Origin of the sequence: Micromonospora sp. DT62 (assembly GCF_049847285.1) — a bacterium.
Classification (GTDB): domain Bacteria; phylum Actinomycetota; class Actinomycetes; order Mycobacteriales; family Micromonosporaceae; genus Micromonospora; species Micromonospora reichwaldensis.
The window spans coordinates 119,085-132,342 of sequence record NZ_JBNCOB010000011.1; the positions used below are offsets into that span (position 1 = coordinate 119,085).

The following is a 13,258-nucleotide window of genomic DNA, read 5'->3' on the forward strand; positions in this document are numbered from 1 at the left end:
GCCAGGATACGGGCGGTGCGGCTGACTGACCGGCCGGATAGCGTGAAGCCCGTGACGGGACAGCCACGGATCGGTGACGTGTTCGGGGAGATGCTGCGCGACGCGTACGCCGTGGCCACCGGGGTCGGACCCCGCCCGCTGGCCGGCGGGCGGCTGCCGCGACCGGTCATCGAGATCATCGAGCGGGACGACGGGCTCATCAACGGCGCCCCCGCCGCGCACTACCTGGACGGGCCGGCCGACTGGCAGCCGTACGACCACCGGGCCGTGGACCGGGTCCGGGGCGCGACCCTGGACGTCGGCGTCGGGGCGGGCCGGATCGCGCTGCTGCTCCAGGAACGGGGCGTGCCCGTCACCGGGCTGGACACCTCGGCCGGGGCGCTGGCCGTCTGCCGCCGCCGGGGCGTACGCGACCTGGTGCACGGCACCGTCGACGCGCACGTGGCGGACGGCCGCCGCTACGACACGTTCCTGCTGCTCGGCAACAACGTGGGCCTGCTGGAGGGGCGGGAACGCGGGCCGGCGTTGCTGACCGCGTTGGCCGCGCTGGCCCGGCCGGGAGCACAGGTCATCGCCCACGGCACCGACCCGTACGGCACCCGGGACCCGGTGCACACGGGCTACCACGAGCGCAACCGGCGTCGGGGCCGGTTCGGTGGGCAGCTCCGGCTCCGGCTGCGCTACCGGGAACTGGGCACCGAGTGGTTCGACTACCTGGTCTGCTCCCCGGACGAGCTGGCCGAGCTGGTCCGGGGCAGCGGCTGGCGACTGACCGACGTGGACGATCGGGACGCGCCGTACTACCTGGCGACCCTGCGCCTCGCCGGCTGACGACCGACCCCGGCCGCGGACCCCCGACGCCGACGCCGGATTCCCGCCGGACGCGGGAACCCGGCGCGGGTGTCAGACCTGGACGGTCGGGGGGAGCTGCTCGGGCGGCAGGCCGCCGTCGCCGTCGACCACCTCGTCCGGGGTGCCGTCCTCGTCGAGGTCGACCATCGTGATATCCACCTTGCCGTCCCCGTCGGTGTCGAACTGGAACAGGTCGGGCTTGCCGTCCCCGTCGGTGTCGACCACCCAGACGTCGGTGCGGCCGTCGTTGTTGGTGTCGGCGCGCAGCAGGTCGACCCGCTCGTTCCCGCGGGTCTCCACGGTCTCCGCCGCGTCCGCGGCGTGCACGGTCTCCGGTGCCTGGCTCATCTGGGCCGTCCTTCCCTCGGTTGGGTGCCGTGGTACCCGATCCGGCGCGCCCCCACGCATGCCGGGAAGATCGCCGCTGCATAGGGTCGGGCCCATGAGCGAGTGGAGCGGGCGGCGGGGCGCGGGTCGACCCCGTCCCGCCACCGGAGACAGGGAGGCGTCATGAGCGACCGCTTTGTCGTCGTCGGGGCCGGCACGATGGGGCTCGGCATCGCGTACGTGGCGGCCGGGGCCGGGCACGCCGTCGAGCTGGTCGAAGTGGACCGGGCCCGGGGCGCGGCGGCCGTCGAGCGACTCGGGGAGCTGTGGGACAGGGCGGTGGAGCGCGGCAAGCTGGACGCCGACCGGGCCGCGACGAACCGGCAGCGGGTGACGCTGCGCTCGGGGCTCGCCGAGGTCGCCGAGGAGCCGGCCGTCGTGGTGGAGGCCGTACCGGAACGGCCGGACCTGAAGCGGGCGGTGCTGCGCGAGGCCGAGGCGCTGCGGCCGGCGTTGCTGGGCAGCAACACCTCCAGCATCCCGATCGCCGCGCTGGCCGAAGGGCTGGCCCGGCCCGAGCGCTTCCTCGGGCTGCACTTCTTCAACCCGGTCTGGGCGATGGCCCTGCTGGAGGTCGTGGTCGGCCCGGCCACCGCCGAGGAGACCACCGCCGCGGCCGTCGCGCTCGCCGGCCGGCTGGGCAAGGACCCCGTCGTCGTACGCGACATGCCCGGCTTCGCCACCTCCCGGCTCGGGGTCACCCTCGGGCTGGAGGCCATCCGGATGGTCGCCGACGGGGTGGCCAGCCCGGCCGACATCGACAAGGCGATGGTGCTCGGCTACCGGCACCCGGTCGGCCCACTGGAGTTGACCGACATCGTCGGGCTGGACGTGCGGCTCGACATCGCGCGCACCCTCCAGGCCGCGTACGGGGACCGGTTCGCCCCGCCGCCGCTGCTGGCGGAGATGGTGGCCGCCGGCCGTCTGGGCAAGAAGTCCGGCCAGGGCTTCTACCGCTGGGAAGGCGGGGTGCGCTCGTGAGTGGGCTGCGGATCGAGGAGCAGCCGGACCGGGTGGTGGTGACGCTCGACCGGCCGGAGAAGCGCAACGCCATCGACGCCGACCTGATCGCCGAGCTGCACCAGGTCTGCGCGGAGCTGGAGGCACGGCCCCGCCTGCTGCTGCTCACCGGCGGCACCGAGGGGATCTTCGCCGGTGGGGCGGACATCGGGCAGCTTCGCGAGCGGGGCCGGCTGGACGCCCTCGCGGCGATCAATTCGGCGGCCTTCGCCCGGATCCGGGCGCTGCCGATGCCGACCGTGGCGGCCGTGGACGGGCCAGCGCTGGGCGGGGGCGCCGAGCTGGCGTACGCCTGCGATCTGCGGGTCTGCACGGCGCGGGCGGTGTTCGGCCAGCCGGAGGTCCGGCTGGGGATCCTGGCCGGCGCGGGCGCGACCCACCGGCTGCCGGCGCTGGTCGGGGAGGCCCGGGCCAAGGAACTGCTCTTCACCGGCCGGCGCGTCGACGCCGACGAGGCGCTGCGGATCGGGCTGGTCAACCGGGTGGTGCCCGAGCCCGGCGAGCTGCTGCCCACGGCGCACGGGCTGCTCGACGAGATGGCGAAGGGGTCCACGCTGGCGCTGCGGCTGACCAAACTGGCGATCGACGCGCCGGCCGCCGCGCATCCGCACCTCGACCTGGTCAGCCAGGCGGTGCTCTTCGAGGACGAGGAGAAGCACCGGCGGATGACGGAGTTCCTCGAGCGGCGACGCCCCCGCTGAGCCCCGGACGAGACGACGGCCGCACCGGTCACCGGTGCGGCCGTCCGTGTCCCACGGGTGGTGGCTCAGTGCCGGATCTGCACCCCGGCGTCCGCGAGGGCCCGGATCACCTGCGCGGACTCGGCGAAGCCGATGACCAGCACGGCCTCCGCGCCGAAGTCCTTGATCTCCTTCGCGCCCGCGACGAAGTCGATCGGGTTCGCCTTGGCGTCCTCCGGCACGTCGTAGGTGAGCAGCTTGAGCCGGTCACCGCCGATGCCGGCCCGCTCCAGCTCGGCGCGGACGAAGCCCTGGAGACCTTCGCCGTAGGAGTCCTTACGAGCCACGAGGGCGATCTTCTGCGGCCCGTCGCGGAGGATCACGTCGGCCAGCGCCCGGCCCTGGAGGCTGTCCGGCGGGGCGGTGCGGAAGTAGAGGCCGTTGTCGTCCAGCTCGGTGAGGCTGGCGTCGGTGTTCGACGGGGAGAACAGCACCTTCCCGGCCTGCACCACGTCGGGCAGCACCGCGCGGGAGATGCCGGAGGCGCTGGCGCCGATGATGACGTGGACCTTCTGCGCGACGTGCCTCGCCACGGTGGCCTTGGCGACCGCCGGGTTGGTGCCGTCGTCGCCGTCGATCCAGACCACCGGCTCGCCGAGCACCCCGCCCGCCGCGTTGATCTCCCTGATCGCCAGCTTGGTGCCGGCGGAGATCGGCGGGTACGCGAGGGCCAGGTCACCGGTCTGCGACAGCAGGCCGCCCAGGACCAGCGGCGAGCCGTCGCTGCGGTCGGTCCGGCCGCCACGCTGCTTCTTCCCCTTCGGCGGGGCCTTGGTGCTCGCCGCCGACTCGTCGCCGGCCCCGACGAACTCCGTCTTGCCGTCGTTGAGCCGCTGGCCGTCGAAGTGCAGCGTGCCATAGCTCGCGGTGGACGGCTCGCCGGCGTCGGTGAAGCCGGCCCGGGTCAGCGAGACGCTGCGGTACTCCACGTCCCGGCCCGCGCGGGCCAGGGTCAGGCACTCCGCCACCCGTTCGCAGCGCTGCCCGTCGTTGGTGACCCCGACGATCTGCTTCGCGATGGCGGCCGGATCCGTCGTGCCCGCGAGCTGGGCGGCGATCGCGCTGATCACCACCGCGTCGTACGCCTCGGCGGAGTAGAGGAAGTCGCCCAGCTTCGGGTCGACTGACCGGAGCCGGTTCTTGAAGTCCTCGGGCAGGGGCGTGAGCGGCGTGGTGCCCTTCATGCCGTCGACCAGGCCGGCGCGGTCCTTCAGCTCGGCAGGGTACGAGTTCAGCATGTTGCCGTCGGTGCCGTAGAGGCGCACCTGGTGGGTGGCCGCCTCCTCGGGCTCTTCGGTCCCGCAGGCGCTGGTGGCGAGCAGGAACGTCGCGCAGGCAGCCAAGGTGGCCGCCCGCGAGGCGCGAGACTTGAACATGGTCGTCCTTCCTCCGGCGAAGGTCCGCTGCGCACATTAGCGTGCCGGCGCGTGCCGCGGGACCACGGAGGCGGCTCAATCCGCAGGTCGCCCGCCCAGGCTACGCACAGTAACCGGCGACGGGTGGCTTGACCCTCCCCCCTACCGTGCTGTGGGTGACGGACTCACCACAGCAGACGCTCGACGACGCGACCGCCGTGCTCCGCTCGGCGCTGGCCGGGGACGGCGACGCGGTGACGGGGGCGTTCGACGCGGTCGTCGACCGGTCCGGCCTGGCCGGCGCGTACGGGGTGGCCTGGTGTCTTGCCGCCACGATGGTCGGCGATCCGGTGCCGCCGGGCACGTGCGCGCTGGACTTCCCCGGCATCGAGGAGGCGGGCTACGACACCCGCTGGGTGGCGCGCTTCGTCAGCGCGTACGCCAACGCCGACGACGACACCGGCGAGGCGCTGTTCGGGGCGGCGGCGGCCGACGGGCTGCTGCCGGAGTGCCTGCTCACGCTCGCCGGCTCGACCGTGGCGACGCTGCGTAGCCGGAGTACCTGATAGTTCGTGCCGCCCGCCGGCACGGACCGGGACGACGGCACCCGCCGGCTGGACGGTGGGGTGCCCGCCGGCCGGACCGTTGCCCGCCCGCCCGCCCGCCCGCCGGACGTGGCGCGGCGGGGCCGGACCGCCGTGACAGGCTGAGGGCATGTCCGACGCCATGCTCAGCAAGGTGCGCAAGCTGCTGGCCCAGGCCGAGGACCCGGCCTGCACCCCCGCCGAGTCGGCCGCGTTCACGGCCAAGGCGACCGAGCTGATCGCCCGCTACGGCGTGGACCGGGCGCTGCTGGCCGCCCGGGACCCGGCCACGGACCCGGTCGGCGACCGGGTGGTCGAGGTCGTCGCCCCGTACGCCCGGGACAAGGCCGGCCTGCTCGCCGCGGTCGCCGACCCGCTGCGCTGCCGCTGCGTCCGCCGCCAGGAGGGCGCCGGCTTCGCCATGCACCTGTTCGGCTTCGCCAGCGACCTGGAACGGGTCGAGCTGCTCTTCACGTCGCTGCTGGTGCAGGCCGCCCACGGGCTGGCCGGCGCCGAGGTGCCGGCCGGCGCGCACGTCGCCGCCTTCCGGCGCTCGTGGCTGGCCGGTTTCGCCCAGGTGATCGGCGTGCGGCTGCGGGCGGCGGAGGCCGGGGCGGTCGCCGAGGCGGGCGCGCCCACGGTGGCACTGGTCCTGGCCGACCGGTCGGACCGGGTCCGGCACCGCGTCGCCGAGGTGTACCCACGGCTGCGTACCGCCGCGCCGCGCCGGCTGGCCGGCGACGGGTTCGGCTCGGGCGCCGAGGCGGGCCGCCGCGCCGACCTCGACGGCCGGGGCGTCGCCACCGCGCCGGGCGCGCGTCCCGGCCTCGGCCGCTGACCCGCCGCAACCCCTGGCGGTACGTGGCGGCGGTGGCAGTCGGCCTCGGTGGCGTGTGGGCCCGGCGGTGCGTGGCGGCGGTGGCGCGTGGCCCGGGGCGGTCGGGCCTCGGTCGCTGCCCCGCCGGAAGCCGGTCAGTCGGCGCTGCGGTCGGCCACTCTGGCGGCGTAGCGGGTGAGCAGCTCGTGCCAGCCTGCGGTCAGCGCCTGCCGGTAGCCCTCCGCGGCCTCGCCGTGCCGGTCGAAGTGCCGGTGCTCGACCGCCACCCGCGTCCGTTCCGGCCCGTCCGCGTGGAAGAGCACCTCCACCTCGCTCGCCTTCGCCGGGTCCGGCACCGGTACCCGGTCCGCCCCGATCTGCCAGGTGAAGACCAGCCGCTCGGGCGGATCCCAGGTCAGCACCCTGCCCCAGTCGCAGCGGAAGCCGTGCGGACCGATCTCGTAGAGCATCCCGCCGCCGCGCGGCTCCATGCCCAGGTCGGCGAGCTGCTCCGGCCCGGACCAGGTGTATTCCACCACCCACCACTGCGCCAGCCCGCCGGTGAACACCTCGAACGCCCGCTGCGCGGGAGCGGGGACCAGGAGGGCGCTGCGCAACGCGAATCGTTCGGACTCCTGCCGGAAGCCGGCCGGGTCAGCCATCTCCTGTCCCATAGGCCGGGACCATACCGGCTCATGCCCGGGTGCGCAGCTTCGTGATTGCCCTCTTCGGGCCGCCCAGCCGTACGCCGGAAGACGCCCGCGCGCCCGACCCGTGACCGGTCGTGTCGCCGGGCGGGATGTTCGGCCGGATAGCGGGTACCCGCGCCGAACGGTCCCGGCCGGCCCGGCCGGAGAATGCGGAGCGGGGAGCATGAGCGAGAACGCGCAGCAGCAGGACGACGACCGGACCGGCGGCCGATCGAGGCGACGTGACGGGGAAGCGGAACCCGCCCGCCGGGGTGGGGAGAGCGAGCCGGACGTCCTGCTGGACATCCCGGAGGTGTCGGTCGACTCGATCCGGCTCGCCGTGGACGGGCTGGACGCCGACGTCTCCCTGCGGGCCCGGCTGGCCAACCTCCTTCAGCTCGACGCCGGGGTGCGGGTGCACCTGGAGGGCGTCGAGCTGGACATCACCGGGGTGCACGCCGAGGCGTTGCTCAAGGTGCGGCTGGAGAAGCTGGTGCAGATCCTCGACCGGGCGCTGACCACCATCGACCGCAACCCGCAGGTCATCCAGACGCTGTCGGGTACGGCGACGGCCTCGATGGACGACGTGAACCGGGCCAGTCAGCAGATGGCCAACCTGAGTGAGCAGCTCACCGGCCCGGGGGAGCGGGGCGGCGGGGCTGAGCAGCTCACCGCCCTCGGGGAGCAGCGCCCAGTGGAGCGGGCCGGCGGCGCGACCGACGATCTCGGTCAGCAGGTGGGCGCGATCGGTGCGGTCGCCGACCAGTCACTGCGGGAGGCGGGCGGCCCGGGCCGGGGCGGCAAGACCGGAGCCGGGCAGGGCGGGGAGGCGGGCGGCCCAGGGCAGGGCGGTAAGCCCGGCGCCGAGCAGGCCCAGCGGGGTGGCGGCCTCGCCAGCGGCTCGGGCGGCGGCGGCGAGCAGGGCCAGGCGCAGCGCGCACGCGAGCAGGAGGGCGACGAGGCGGCCCGTCGGGAGCCGAGCGGCCCCCAGGAACGGGAGCACGGCCAGGGCACCCCGGAGCAGGGCGGGCAACAGCCGGGCGGTTCGCAAGAGGGCGGCGCGGAGCAGGGCGGCGCGGAGCAGGGCGTGCAGCGGCCGGGGCGCGCGGAACAGGGTGCTCAGCAGCCGGGTGGTGAGAGGGTCGGCGGGCCCGGGGGCGGTACGGCCGGAGCGGGCGGCGGGGACCGGGGTGCCGGCCGGTCCGGTGGCGGGCCGGAGGCCGGGCAGCGTGAGCCGTCGGGCGGTCCGTCCGAGGGCGGGCAGGGCCGGCAGCAGACCGAGCCCTCGGGCGGTGGCGGTGGTGGCGCACCGAGCGCCGCCCAGATCGCCGAGCAGGCGGGGGAGACGCTGAGGCAGGCCGGCCGGAGCGTCTGGGAGGCGATCCAGGGCGGGATTGCCCAGCACCGCCAACAGCGGCGCTGACCCAGCGGGCGGCCGGGATGATCAGTCGAGGGCTCGCAGTGCGACCGTGACCACGACGAAGAGTGCGATGGTGGCGGCGGAGGCGATCCGTGCCTGTCGCGACCGGGTGAGGAGGCCCACCACCAGCGCCGCGCCCAGGCCCAGCAACCAGTGATCGACCTCGGGGTGCCGGTCGGGATCGAAGCCGAGGTGACCGAGGGCGGCACGCCCGTAGCCGACGAGTGCGGCACCGCCGACCCAGACGAGCAGGGTCCAGCCGCACCGGCGGCCAGGGTTCTCGGTCAGCCGCGATCCGTGGCGGGTGAGCGTGCCGAGCAGGTAGGTCAGCGTCAGCAGCGTCGCCACGCCGGCGAGCAGCACGGCGTGCACCCCCACGAAGAAGGCGAACAGCAGCCACGGGCCGCTGTCGGTCCCGCGCAGGAACAGGGCGGCCGTCGCGCCGACCAGAACCATCTGCCCCACCGCCAGGCGTCCTGAGTTCACCACCAGCGGTGCCGACTGTGCGGTCGACTGCTCGGCCACGATCCGTCCCCCCGTCGCGCCGGCCCGCCGCAGACGGAACCAGGGCGGGTCGGTGATCAGCCTGGCAGAGCCGGGTGGCCTACCGCTGTCCCGATCCGTCCGTCGACAGGAGTCAGGGCGGGTGGACGGCAGACGCGCCGTCAGGCAGAGGTCGCGGCGACGCAGAACTCGTTGCCCTCCGGATCGGCCATGACGATGTGGTGCCCGGTGAACTCCCCCAGGACGCTTCCGCCCGCCTTCACCAGCCGCTCGGACTCGGCCCTGATCCGCGCCCACCGCTCGTCGGGGGTGCCGTGGCCCGGCACCCGGACATCGATGTGCAGTCGGTTCTTCGCCGTCTTCGGCTCGGGGACCCTGAGGATGGAGAGCGCGGGCCCGACGCCGTCGGGATCGCAGAGCCACGCCACGTCGTCCACCCAGTCGTCCTCCGGCAGGTGGAAACTCGCGTGCCACTCCTCACGGGTCCGGAAGGGCGCGGGCGGCGGCTCGTCCACGTAACCCAGCGCCGTCTTCCAGAACTCGCCGAGGAGTTTCGCGTCCGCGCAGTCGAGGGTCAGGCTGATTCTGGCTGCCATGGCGGGACCGTACTGCATACCCCCGACAGCCGCGGCCAAGCCGAAGGAGCGGGCCCCGCCGGTACGCCCTGGGAGATTGACGTTCCTTGCATGATGGCCGCATGAGCCTGAGTGATCCGGATCCGGTGTGGATCGCCGTACGCCTCGTGATCGTGGTCCTCAGCCTGGCCATGATCGCTCTTGGCGTCCGGGTCGCCGTGTCGGGGCGGTTTCCCTCGGCGTGGGTGCGGATCGCCCGACTGACGGCGAGCCAGCGGTCCCACCCCGCCCGCATCGGCGGCAGCCAGGCGCTGCTCGGCGCGTGCCTGCTGGTCCAGCAGGTGCCGTTCCTCATCCCCATGCCCTTCCTGGCCGGGCGCACCCTGTTCGTGGTGGCGCTCCTCCTTGCCGTGACCGGGGCGGGATGGTTCGCCCTGCTCCGGCGCTAGGCGTCGGCACGAAGGGCACCGGCTGCGTGCCGTGCTGCCGGCTGATCCTGCCCAGGCCGGGTAGGAAGCGGCCCACCCCGGCCGCGTGGCGGCGGTAGTCCGCGTGGCGGCGGTAGGCGTCGCCACGGCGGTGAAGACGGCGTTACGGCAACGGTCGTCAGCCGCCGTCCGTCTCGTCGAAGAAGTCGCGGGCGGAAGCGACGAGGTCGGGGTTCGGGTGGCCGGTGTTGAGGAGGTCGATGCTGCGCACCGTGAGATGCGCGTTGCCATCCGTGTCCGTGACGAACAGCACGGGGTGCCATGCGGGGTTGATGTCGGCGATGCTCGCCCGGACGCGGTGGTCGCCCAGGGCGTCCTCCAGCGTCGCTCGGGCCCGGAGGCACCATTCGCCGTGAGCCTCGTCGTCGTCGCCGAGGGAGTCGTGGGTGTCGAACATGTCCCGGCTGATCTGCACCATCGACTCGACACCGGGCTCGGCAGCCCCGTGGTCGTCCGTGACAGCCCACTCGTCGGGCCACCAGCGGTAGCCGTCGGCGTACGCGTCGTCGGCCTCGACGAGCACCTCAAGGGCTTCTTCGGTGTGCGCCAACAGGGTCACCGTGACGACGTCGCTGTCCGTGGTGAGTGCCACCGCGTACAGCTCCTCCGATGCACGTCCCTCAAGGATCGGGCCGATCGTCGCGCAGATGCTCGCGACGATCCGCTCGCGCAGCGCGGGCATGTCGACGGTGGGCACCGCGCGCCTCCCGGGGGGCTCGTCCCTCGTCCTGGTCGCCGGGACGCCGGCCGCCCCGGAAGACGCAACGTAGCAGGGGCGCCGCCACCGGCTGTAGTTGGCACCACCGTGGCACCTCTCCGGATTGACTGGCATCTACCCAAGGGCCCGCTGTTGCTCAGGACCCCGTAGCTTCCGTCCGCTGTCCACCCCCGGGACACTCCTCGGGCGGGGCGTAGGCGCGAATGGTGCCGTTGTGCCGCGCCACTCTTCCGTCAGCGGTAAGGGGTACGAGGCGTTTACAGACGGGGCAGTAGTCCCGCTGGTGCTGCGAGCGCTGAGTCACCTTGCCTCCTTGGGTCGGTCGTTGCACGTCTTCAGTTTCATCCGTCGAGCCATGCCGCCATCGTCACCCATCGAGGCTCGGTAGCGGGCTGGCGACGGAAGGTGCCAGGTTCGGCCGGACGGGACGGGACGGTCGGCGGACTGCAAGAGTTATCGCCCTCCGGGCGGGGATCTTCGACAGAGATGGGGGAGGCCCGTCCGGACGGTGCGGTAGTCGGTGGTTGCGTGGGTCGCCATCTCCACCATGAGTCCCTGGCCCGCTCCACGGTGTGTGGGACTCACGGCGGAGATGGCTCTGAGGCCGCCGTGTGGGGAAGGGCACAGCGTGCGATCTACGTGCGATACCGGGCGGCAATCGGCGGCCAAGAGGAGTCAGCCACGGGTAACACCGCTGGATGCCCGATGAGGGCATACAAGAAGATCCCCACCGGCGTTTCCGCTGGTGGGGACCTCTTTAGCCCGGCGAAAGGCTATGTGGCCAGGGGCGGGGTCGAACCGCCGACCTTCCGATTTTCAGTCGGACGCTCGTACCAACTGAGCTACCTGGCCGTGTTGCTCGGTTCATGCTACCCGCACGGCGGGTTCTCCGCCGGAAGGGTCACATGCCCCGATACGCAGAACGCCGCGCAGGGCGCGGCGTTCTCCGCTGGCGGTCCTGACGGGACTTGAACCCGCGACCTCCGCCTTGACAGGGCGGCGAGCACTCCAACTGCTCCACAGGACCTAGCTTTGTTGCCTCCGGCCGAAGCCGGATCGTGCCCCCAACGGGATTCGAACCCGTGCTACCGCCTTGAAAGGGCGGCGTCCTGGGCCGCTAGACGATGAGGGCGGCCCCGCCATCATTGCACACTCGCAACTTCAAGCGGACTTGCTCCCATCCGGCCCCGCCGGAGGCTTGGATAGCTTACGTGATGGTCGGTCCTTCGACCAAACCGGTATGGCCCTGGCCACAACGGCGCACGAATCCGCAGGTCAGAGGGGTCTAGCGGAGCCGGGCGATGCCGTAGCGGCGCTTCAGGTCCGCGATCAGGCGAGGGCAGGCGGCCAACGTGGCCGCCCGATCGCCGCCCCCGTCGTGCAGCAGCACGACCGAGCCGGGCCGGGCCGCGGCGCGTACCCGCTTGGCGATCGTCGCGGCGGTCGGCTTGCCCCAGTCCTGCGGGTCGACGTGCCAGTGCAGCGACCGCATGCCGAGCTGCTTGGCGACCGTCACCACCTCGGCCGTCCACCGGCCGCCCGGCTGCCGGTAGAACGGCACCTTGGCGCCCGGCACCGCCGCCCGGATCGCCGCGTTGGTGCGCAGCAGGTCCCGCCGGATCTCGGCGACCGGCCGGCGGGCGAGTTGCATGTCGTGGTTCCAGCTGTGGTTGCAGAGCTGGTGGCCCTCCCGCACGATCCGCCGGACCAGCTCGGGGTGGCGCCGGGCCTGCGTGCCCACCACGCAGAACGTGGCGGTGACCCGGGCCGCCCGGAGGCGGTCGAGGACCTTCGGCGTCCAGGTCGGGTCCGGCCCGTCGTCGAAGGTCAACGCCACGGTCCGTGCGCCGGTCGTGCGACGCAGCCCCGCCGGCAGCTTCGGCGGCAGCGGCCGGACCAGACGCCTGGGCGGGGTGCCGCGGGTCGGTCGCGGGGTGGCCGACGGAGTCGGCTCGGCCGGCAGCGGGGCCGAGGCGACGGGGTCGGGGCCGGCGGCCCGCCGCTCTGTCGCGGGGCCGTCGCCGCAGCCGCCGAGGAGGATCAGGGTCAGACCGGTGGCCAGCACGGCGCGTAGGCGCATCGTTCGCTCCCGGAGGGGTCGGGGTCGGCGGAACTCCCGACGCTAGTGGACGGCGTCCCGCCCTCGGCACCCCCGTCAGTCCGCCGTCGCCTGGTCCAGGGAGTCGCGTAGGGCGAGCGCCAGCGAGACCGCCTCGGTGAGGTCGACCGGTCGCACCACCCCGGCGGGCAGCGAGTCCGCCAGCCAGCCCGGCCCGGCGGCGAGCACCAGCAGCGGCCGGCGGGGCGCGGCGAGCAGGGCGTTGAGCTGGGCGGGGTCGGCGGTGGCCCGGGTGTGCGACCAGATCACCACGGCGGCCGGCCCGGTCCGGTTGACGGCCTCGAGCAGCGCGGGCAGCGGCATCCGGGCGCCGAGCATCCGGTAGCCGACCCCGGCCTCGGCGAGCGCGGCGGCGAGCGCCTCCAGCGGCAGGGTGTGCTGCTCCTCGTCGGCGCAGGTGAGCACGATGCGCGGTGGGCCGGCGGGCGCGCCGGCCCGGGCGGCCACCGCGAACGCCTCCGAGACGCAGCGTGACATCAGGTGCTCGACCTCGACCAGTCCACCGGTGACGGAGTGCCGCTCCCCGATGCCGAAGAGCACGGGGCGCAGCAACCCGTCCCAGGTGGCGATCACGCCGTCCGCCTGGACCGCCCGGGCGATCGTCTCGCCGATCGCGACCGCGTCCAGCCGCATGGCGGCGCGGGCCAGCCCCCGGGCCGCCGGCCCGGCCCGGCCGACCGGGATCGTCGAGCCGCCGCCGTCCCGGCCGGCGACGGCGCGCACCCGTGGGGGTACGGCGGCGTCGGCGGGCGCGGCGTCCGGTGCCCGGCGGGCCCAGCGGGCCGCCTCCGCGGGGGTGACCCCCTGGGCGGTGAGGCGTCGCATGATCTCCAGGCGCGCGAGGTCGGCCGGCGTGTAGCGCCGGTGGTGCCCGGGTACGTGCTCGCTGGGCCCGAGGCCGTAGCGCTGGTGCCAGGTGCGCAGGGTGGTCACGGCGACGCCCAGCCGTCGGGCGACGGCTCCCGCGCTCAGCGCCTCATCGGCCACCCG

15 protein-coding genes and 3 tRNA genes are annotated in these 13,258 nt (G+C 74.2%); 7 read left to right on the forward strand and 11 right to left on the reverse strand.

Annotated features, from left to right (window positions below; all coding sequences use genetic code 11):
- Positions 1-51 precede the first annotated feature (51 nt).
- Positions 52-831 (forward strand): class I SAM-dependent methyltransferase, encoded by a 780-nt coding sequence (locus ACPXCB_RS17550; RefSeq protein ID WP_425876642.1) that lies wholly within the window; start codon positions 52-54, stop codon positions 829-831.
- A gap of 72 nt (positions 832-903) precedes the next feature.
- On the opposite strand, the gene ACPXCB_RS17555 is transcribed toward ACPXCB_RS17550, so the two are convergent.
- The gene (locus ACPXCB_RS17555) at positions 904-1,200 is read right to left on the reverse strand and encodes a hypothetical protein (RefSeq protein ID WP_425876644.1); all 297 of its coding nucleotides are present in this window, start codon (positions 1,198-1,200) and stop codon (positions 904-906) included.
- Positions 1,201-1,362: 162 nt separating this feature from the next.
- On the opposite strand from ACPXCB_RS17555, the gene ACPXCB_RS17560 reads away from it, so the two are divergent.
- Both ACPXCB_RS17560 and ACPXCB_RS17565 read left to right on the forward strand, forming a co-directional pair.
- Positions 1,363-2,220 carry a 3-hydroxyacyl-CoA dehydrogenase family protein gene (locus ACPXCB_RS17560; RefSeq protein ID WP_425876645.1) on the forward strand — a complete coding sequence of 286 codons (858 nt, stop codon included), beginning with the start codon at positions 1,363-1,365 and terminating at the stop codon, positions 2,218-2,220.
- Positions 2,217-2,960 carry an enoyl-CoA hydratase/isomerase family protein gene (locus ACPXCB_RS17565; RefSeq protein ID WP_425876647.1) on the forward strand — a complete coding sequence of 248 codons (744 nt, stop codon included), beginning with the start codon at positions 2,217-2,219 and terminating at the stop codon, positions 2,958-2,960. Before ACPXCB_RS17560 ends, ACPXCB_RS17565 begins: the two co-directional genes overlap by 4 nt.
- A 65-nt stretch (positions 2,961-3,025) precedes the next feature.
- On the opposite strand, the gene ACPXCB_RS17570 is transcribed toward ACPXCB_RS17565, so the two are convergent.
- Positions 3,026-4,375 (reverse strand): ABC transporter substrate-binding protein, encoded by a 1,350-nt coding sequence (locus ACPXCB_RS17570; RefSeq protein WP_425876649.1) that lies wholly within the window; start codon positions 4,373-4,375, stop codon positions 3,026-3,028.
- A 155-nt stretch (positions 4,376-4,530) separates the two neighbouring features.
- On the opposite strand from ACPXCB_RS17570, the gene ACPXCB_RS17575 reads away from it, so the two are divergent.
- Both ACPXCB_RS17575 and ACPXCB_RS17580 read left to right on the forward strand, forming a co-directional pair.
- Positions 4,531-4,920: a hypothetical protein gene (locus tag ACPXCB_RS17575; RefSeq protein ID WP_425876651.1), complete on the forward strand. Its 390-nt coding sequence runs from the start codon at positions 4,531-4,533 to the stop codon at positions 4,918-4,920.
- 148 nt (positions 4,921-5,068) lie between these two features.
- Positions 5,069-5,776, forward strand: coding sequence for a DUF2786 domain-containing protein (locus ACPXCB_RS17580; protein WP_425876653.1), 708 nt, complete (start codon positions 5,069-5,071; stop codon positions 5,774-5,776).
- A 134-nt stretch (positions 5,777-5,910) separates the two neighbouring features.
- On the opposite strand, the gene ACPXCB_RS17585 is transcribed toward ACPXCB_RS17580, so the two are convergent.
- The gene (locus tag ACPXCB_RS17585) at positions 5,911-6,429 is read right to left on the reverse strand and encodes an SRPBCC family protein (RefSeq protein WP_425876654.1); all 519 of its coding nucleotides are present in this window, start codon (positions 6,427-6,429) and stop codon (positions 5,911-5,913) included.
- Positions 6,430-6,628: 199 nt separating this feature from the next.
- On the opposite strand from ACPXCB_RS17585, the gene ACPXCB_RS17590 reads away from it, so the two are divergent.
- The gene (locus ACPXCB_RS17590) at positions 6,629-7,867 is read left to right on the forward strand and encodes a hypothetical protein (protein ID WP_425876655.1); all 1,239 of its coding nucleotides are present in this window, start codon (positions 6,629-6,631) and stop codon (positions 7,865-7,867) included.
- A gap of 21 nt (positions 7,868-7,888) precedes the next feature.
- Here the strand turns inward: ACPXCB_RS17590 and ACPXCB_RS17595 are convergent, their stop codons facing one another.
- On the reverse strand, positions 7,889-8,389 hold the full coding sequence (locus ACPXCB_RS17595) for a hypothetical protein (RefSeq protein WP_425876657.1): 501 nt from the start codon (positions 8,387-8,389) through the stop codon (positions 7,889-7,891).
- Between the two features lie 140 nt (positions 8,390-8,529).
- On the reverse strand, positions 8,530-8,964 hold the full coding sequence (locus ACPXCB_RS17600) for a VOC family protein (protein WP_425876659.1): 435 nt from the start codon (positions 8,962-8,964) through the stop codon (positions 8,530-8,532).
- Between the two features lie 101 nt (positions 8,965-9,065).
- On the opposite strand from ACPXCB_RS17600, the gene ACPXCB_RS17605 reads away from it, so the two are divergent.
- Entirely contained in the window at positions 9,066-9,392 is a 327-nt protein-coding gene (locus ACPXCB_RS17605) for a hypothetical protein (protein ID WP_425876661.1), read from the forward strand.
- Between the two features lie 157 nt (positions 9,393-9,549).
- Here ACPXCB_RS17605 and ACPXCB_RS17610 read toward each other — a convergent pair whose 3' ends face one another.
- The 6 genes from ACPXCB_RS17610 to ACPXCB_RS17635 all read right to left on the reverse strand — a co-directional run bounded on the left by ACPXCB_RS17610 (position 9,550) and on the right by ACPXCB_RS17635 (position 13,255).
- Entirely contained in the window at positions 9,550-10,128 is a 579-nt protein-coding gene (locus ACPXCB_RS17610; protein WP_425876663.1) for a DUF4303 domain-containing protein, read from the reverse strand.
- A gap of 799 nt (positions 10,129-10,927) precedes the next feature.
- A tRNA-Phe gene (locus ACPXCB_RS17615) sits at positions 10,928-11,001 on the reverse strand.
- Positions 11,002-11,099: 98 nt separating this feature from the next.
- Positions 11,100-11,176: transfer RNA gene (locus ACPXCB_RS17620), tRNA-Asp, on the reverse strand.
- Positions 11,177-11,208: 32 nt separating this feature from the next.
- Positions 11,209-11,281 (reverse strand) — tRNA-Glu (locus ACPXCB_RS17625).
- Positions 11,282-11,434: 153 nt separating this feature from the next.
- On the reverse strand, positions 11,435-12,229 hold the full coding sequence (locus ACPXCB_RS17630; protein WP_425876665.1) for a polysaccharide deacetylase family protein: 795 nt from the start codon (positions 12,227-12,229) through the stop codon (positions 11,435-11,437).
- A gap of 75 nt (positions 12,230-12,304) precedes the next feature.
- Positions 12,305-13,255: a MerR family transcriptional regulator gene (locus tag ACPXCB_RS17635; RefSeq protein ID WP_425876667.1), complete on the reverse strand. Its 951-nt coding sequence runs from the start codon at positions 13,253-13,255 to the stop codon at positions 12,305-12,307.
- Between the last annotated feature and the right edge of the window lie 3 nt (positions 13,256-13,258).

Coding starts and splice junctions, on each gene's coding strand:
- ACPXCB_RS17585 (WP_425876654.1), bottom strand. CDS start 6,429: ATGGGACAGGAGATGGCTGACCCGGCCGGCTTCCGGCAGGAGTCCGAA.
- ACPXCB_RS17590 (WP_425876655.1), top strand. CDS start 6,629: ATGAGCGAGAACGCGCAGCAGCAGGACGACGACCGGACCGGCGGCCGA.
- ACPXCB_RS17555 (WP_425876644.1), bottom strand. CDS start 1,200: ATGAGCCAGGCACCGGAGACCGTGCACGCCGCGGACGCGGCGGAGACC.
- ACPXCB_RS17600 (WP_425876659.1), bottom strand. CDS start 8,964: ATGGCAGCCAGAATCAGCCTGACCCTCGACTGCGCGGACGCGAAACTC.
- ACPXCB_RS17630 (WP_425876665.1), bottom strand. CDS start 12,229: ATGCGCCTACGCGCCGTGCTGGCCACCGGTCTGACCCTGATCCTCCTC.
- ACPXCB_RS17570 (WP_425876649.1), bottom strand. CDS start 4,375: ATGTTCAAGTCTCGCGCCTCGCGGGCGGCCACCTTGGCTGCCTGCGCG.
- ACPXCB_RS17605 (WP_425876661.1), top strand. CDS start 9,066: ATGAGCCTGAGTGATCCGGATCCGGTGTGGATCGCCGTACGCCTCGTG.
- ACPXCB_RS17560 (WP_425876645.1), top strand. CDS start 1,363: ATGAGCGACCGCTTTGTCGTCGTCGGGGCCGGCACGATGGGGCTCGGC.
- ACPXCB_RS17580 (WP_425876653.1), top strand. CDS start 5,069: ATGTCCGACGCCATGCTCAGCAAGGTGCGCAAGCTGCTGGCCCAGGCC.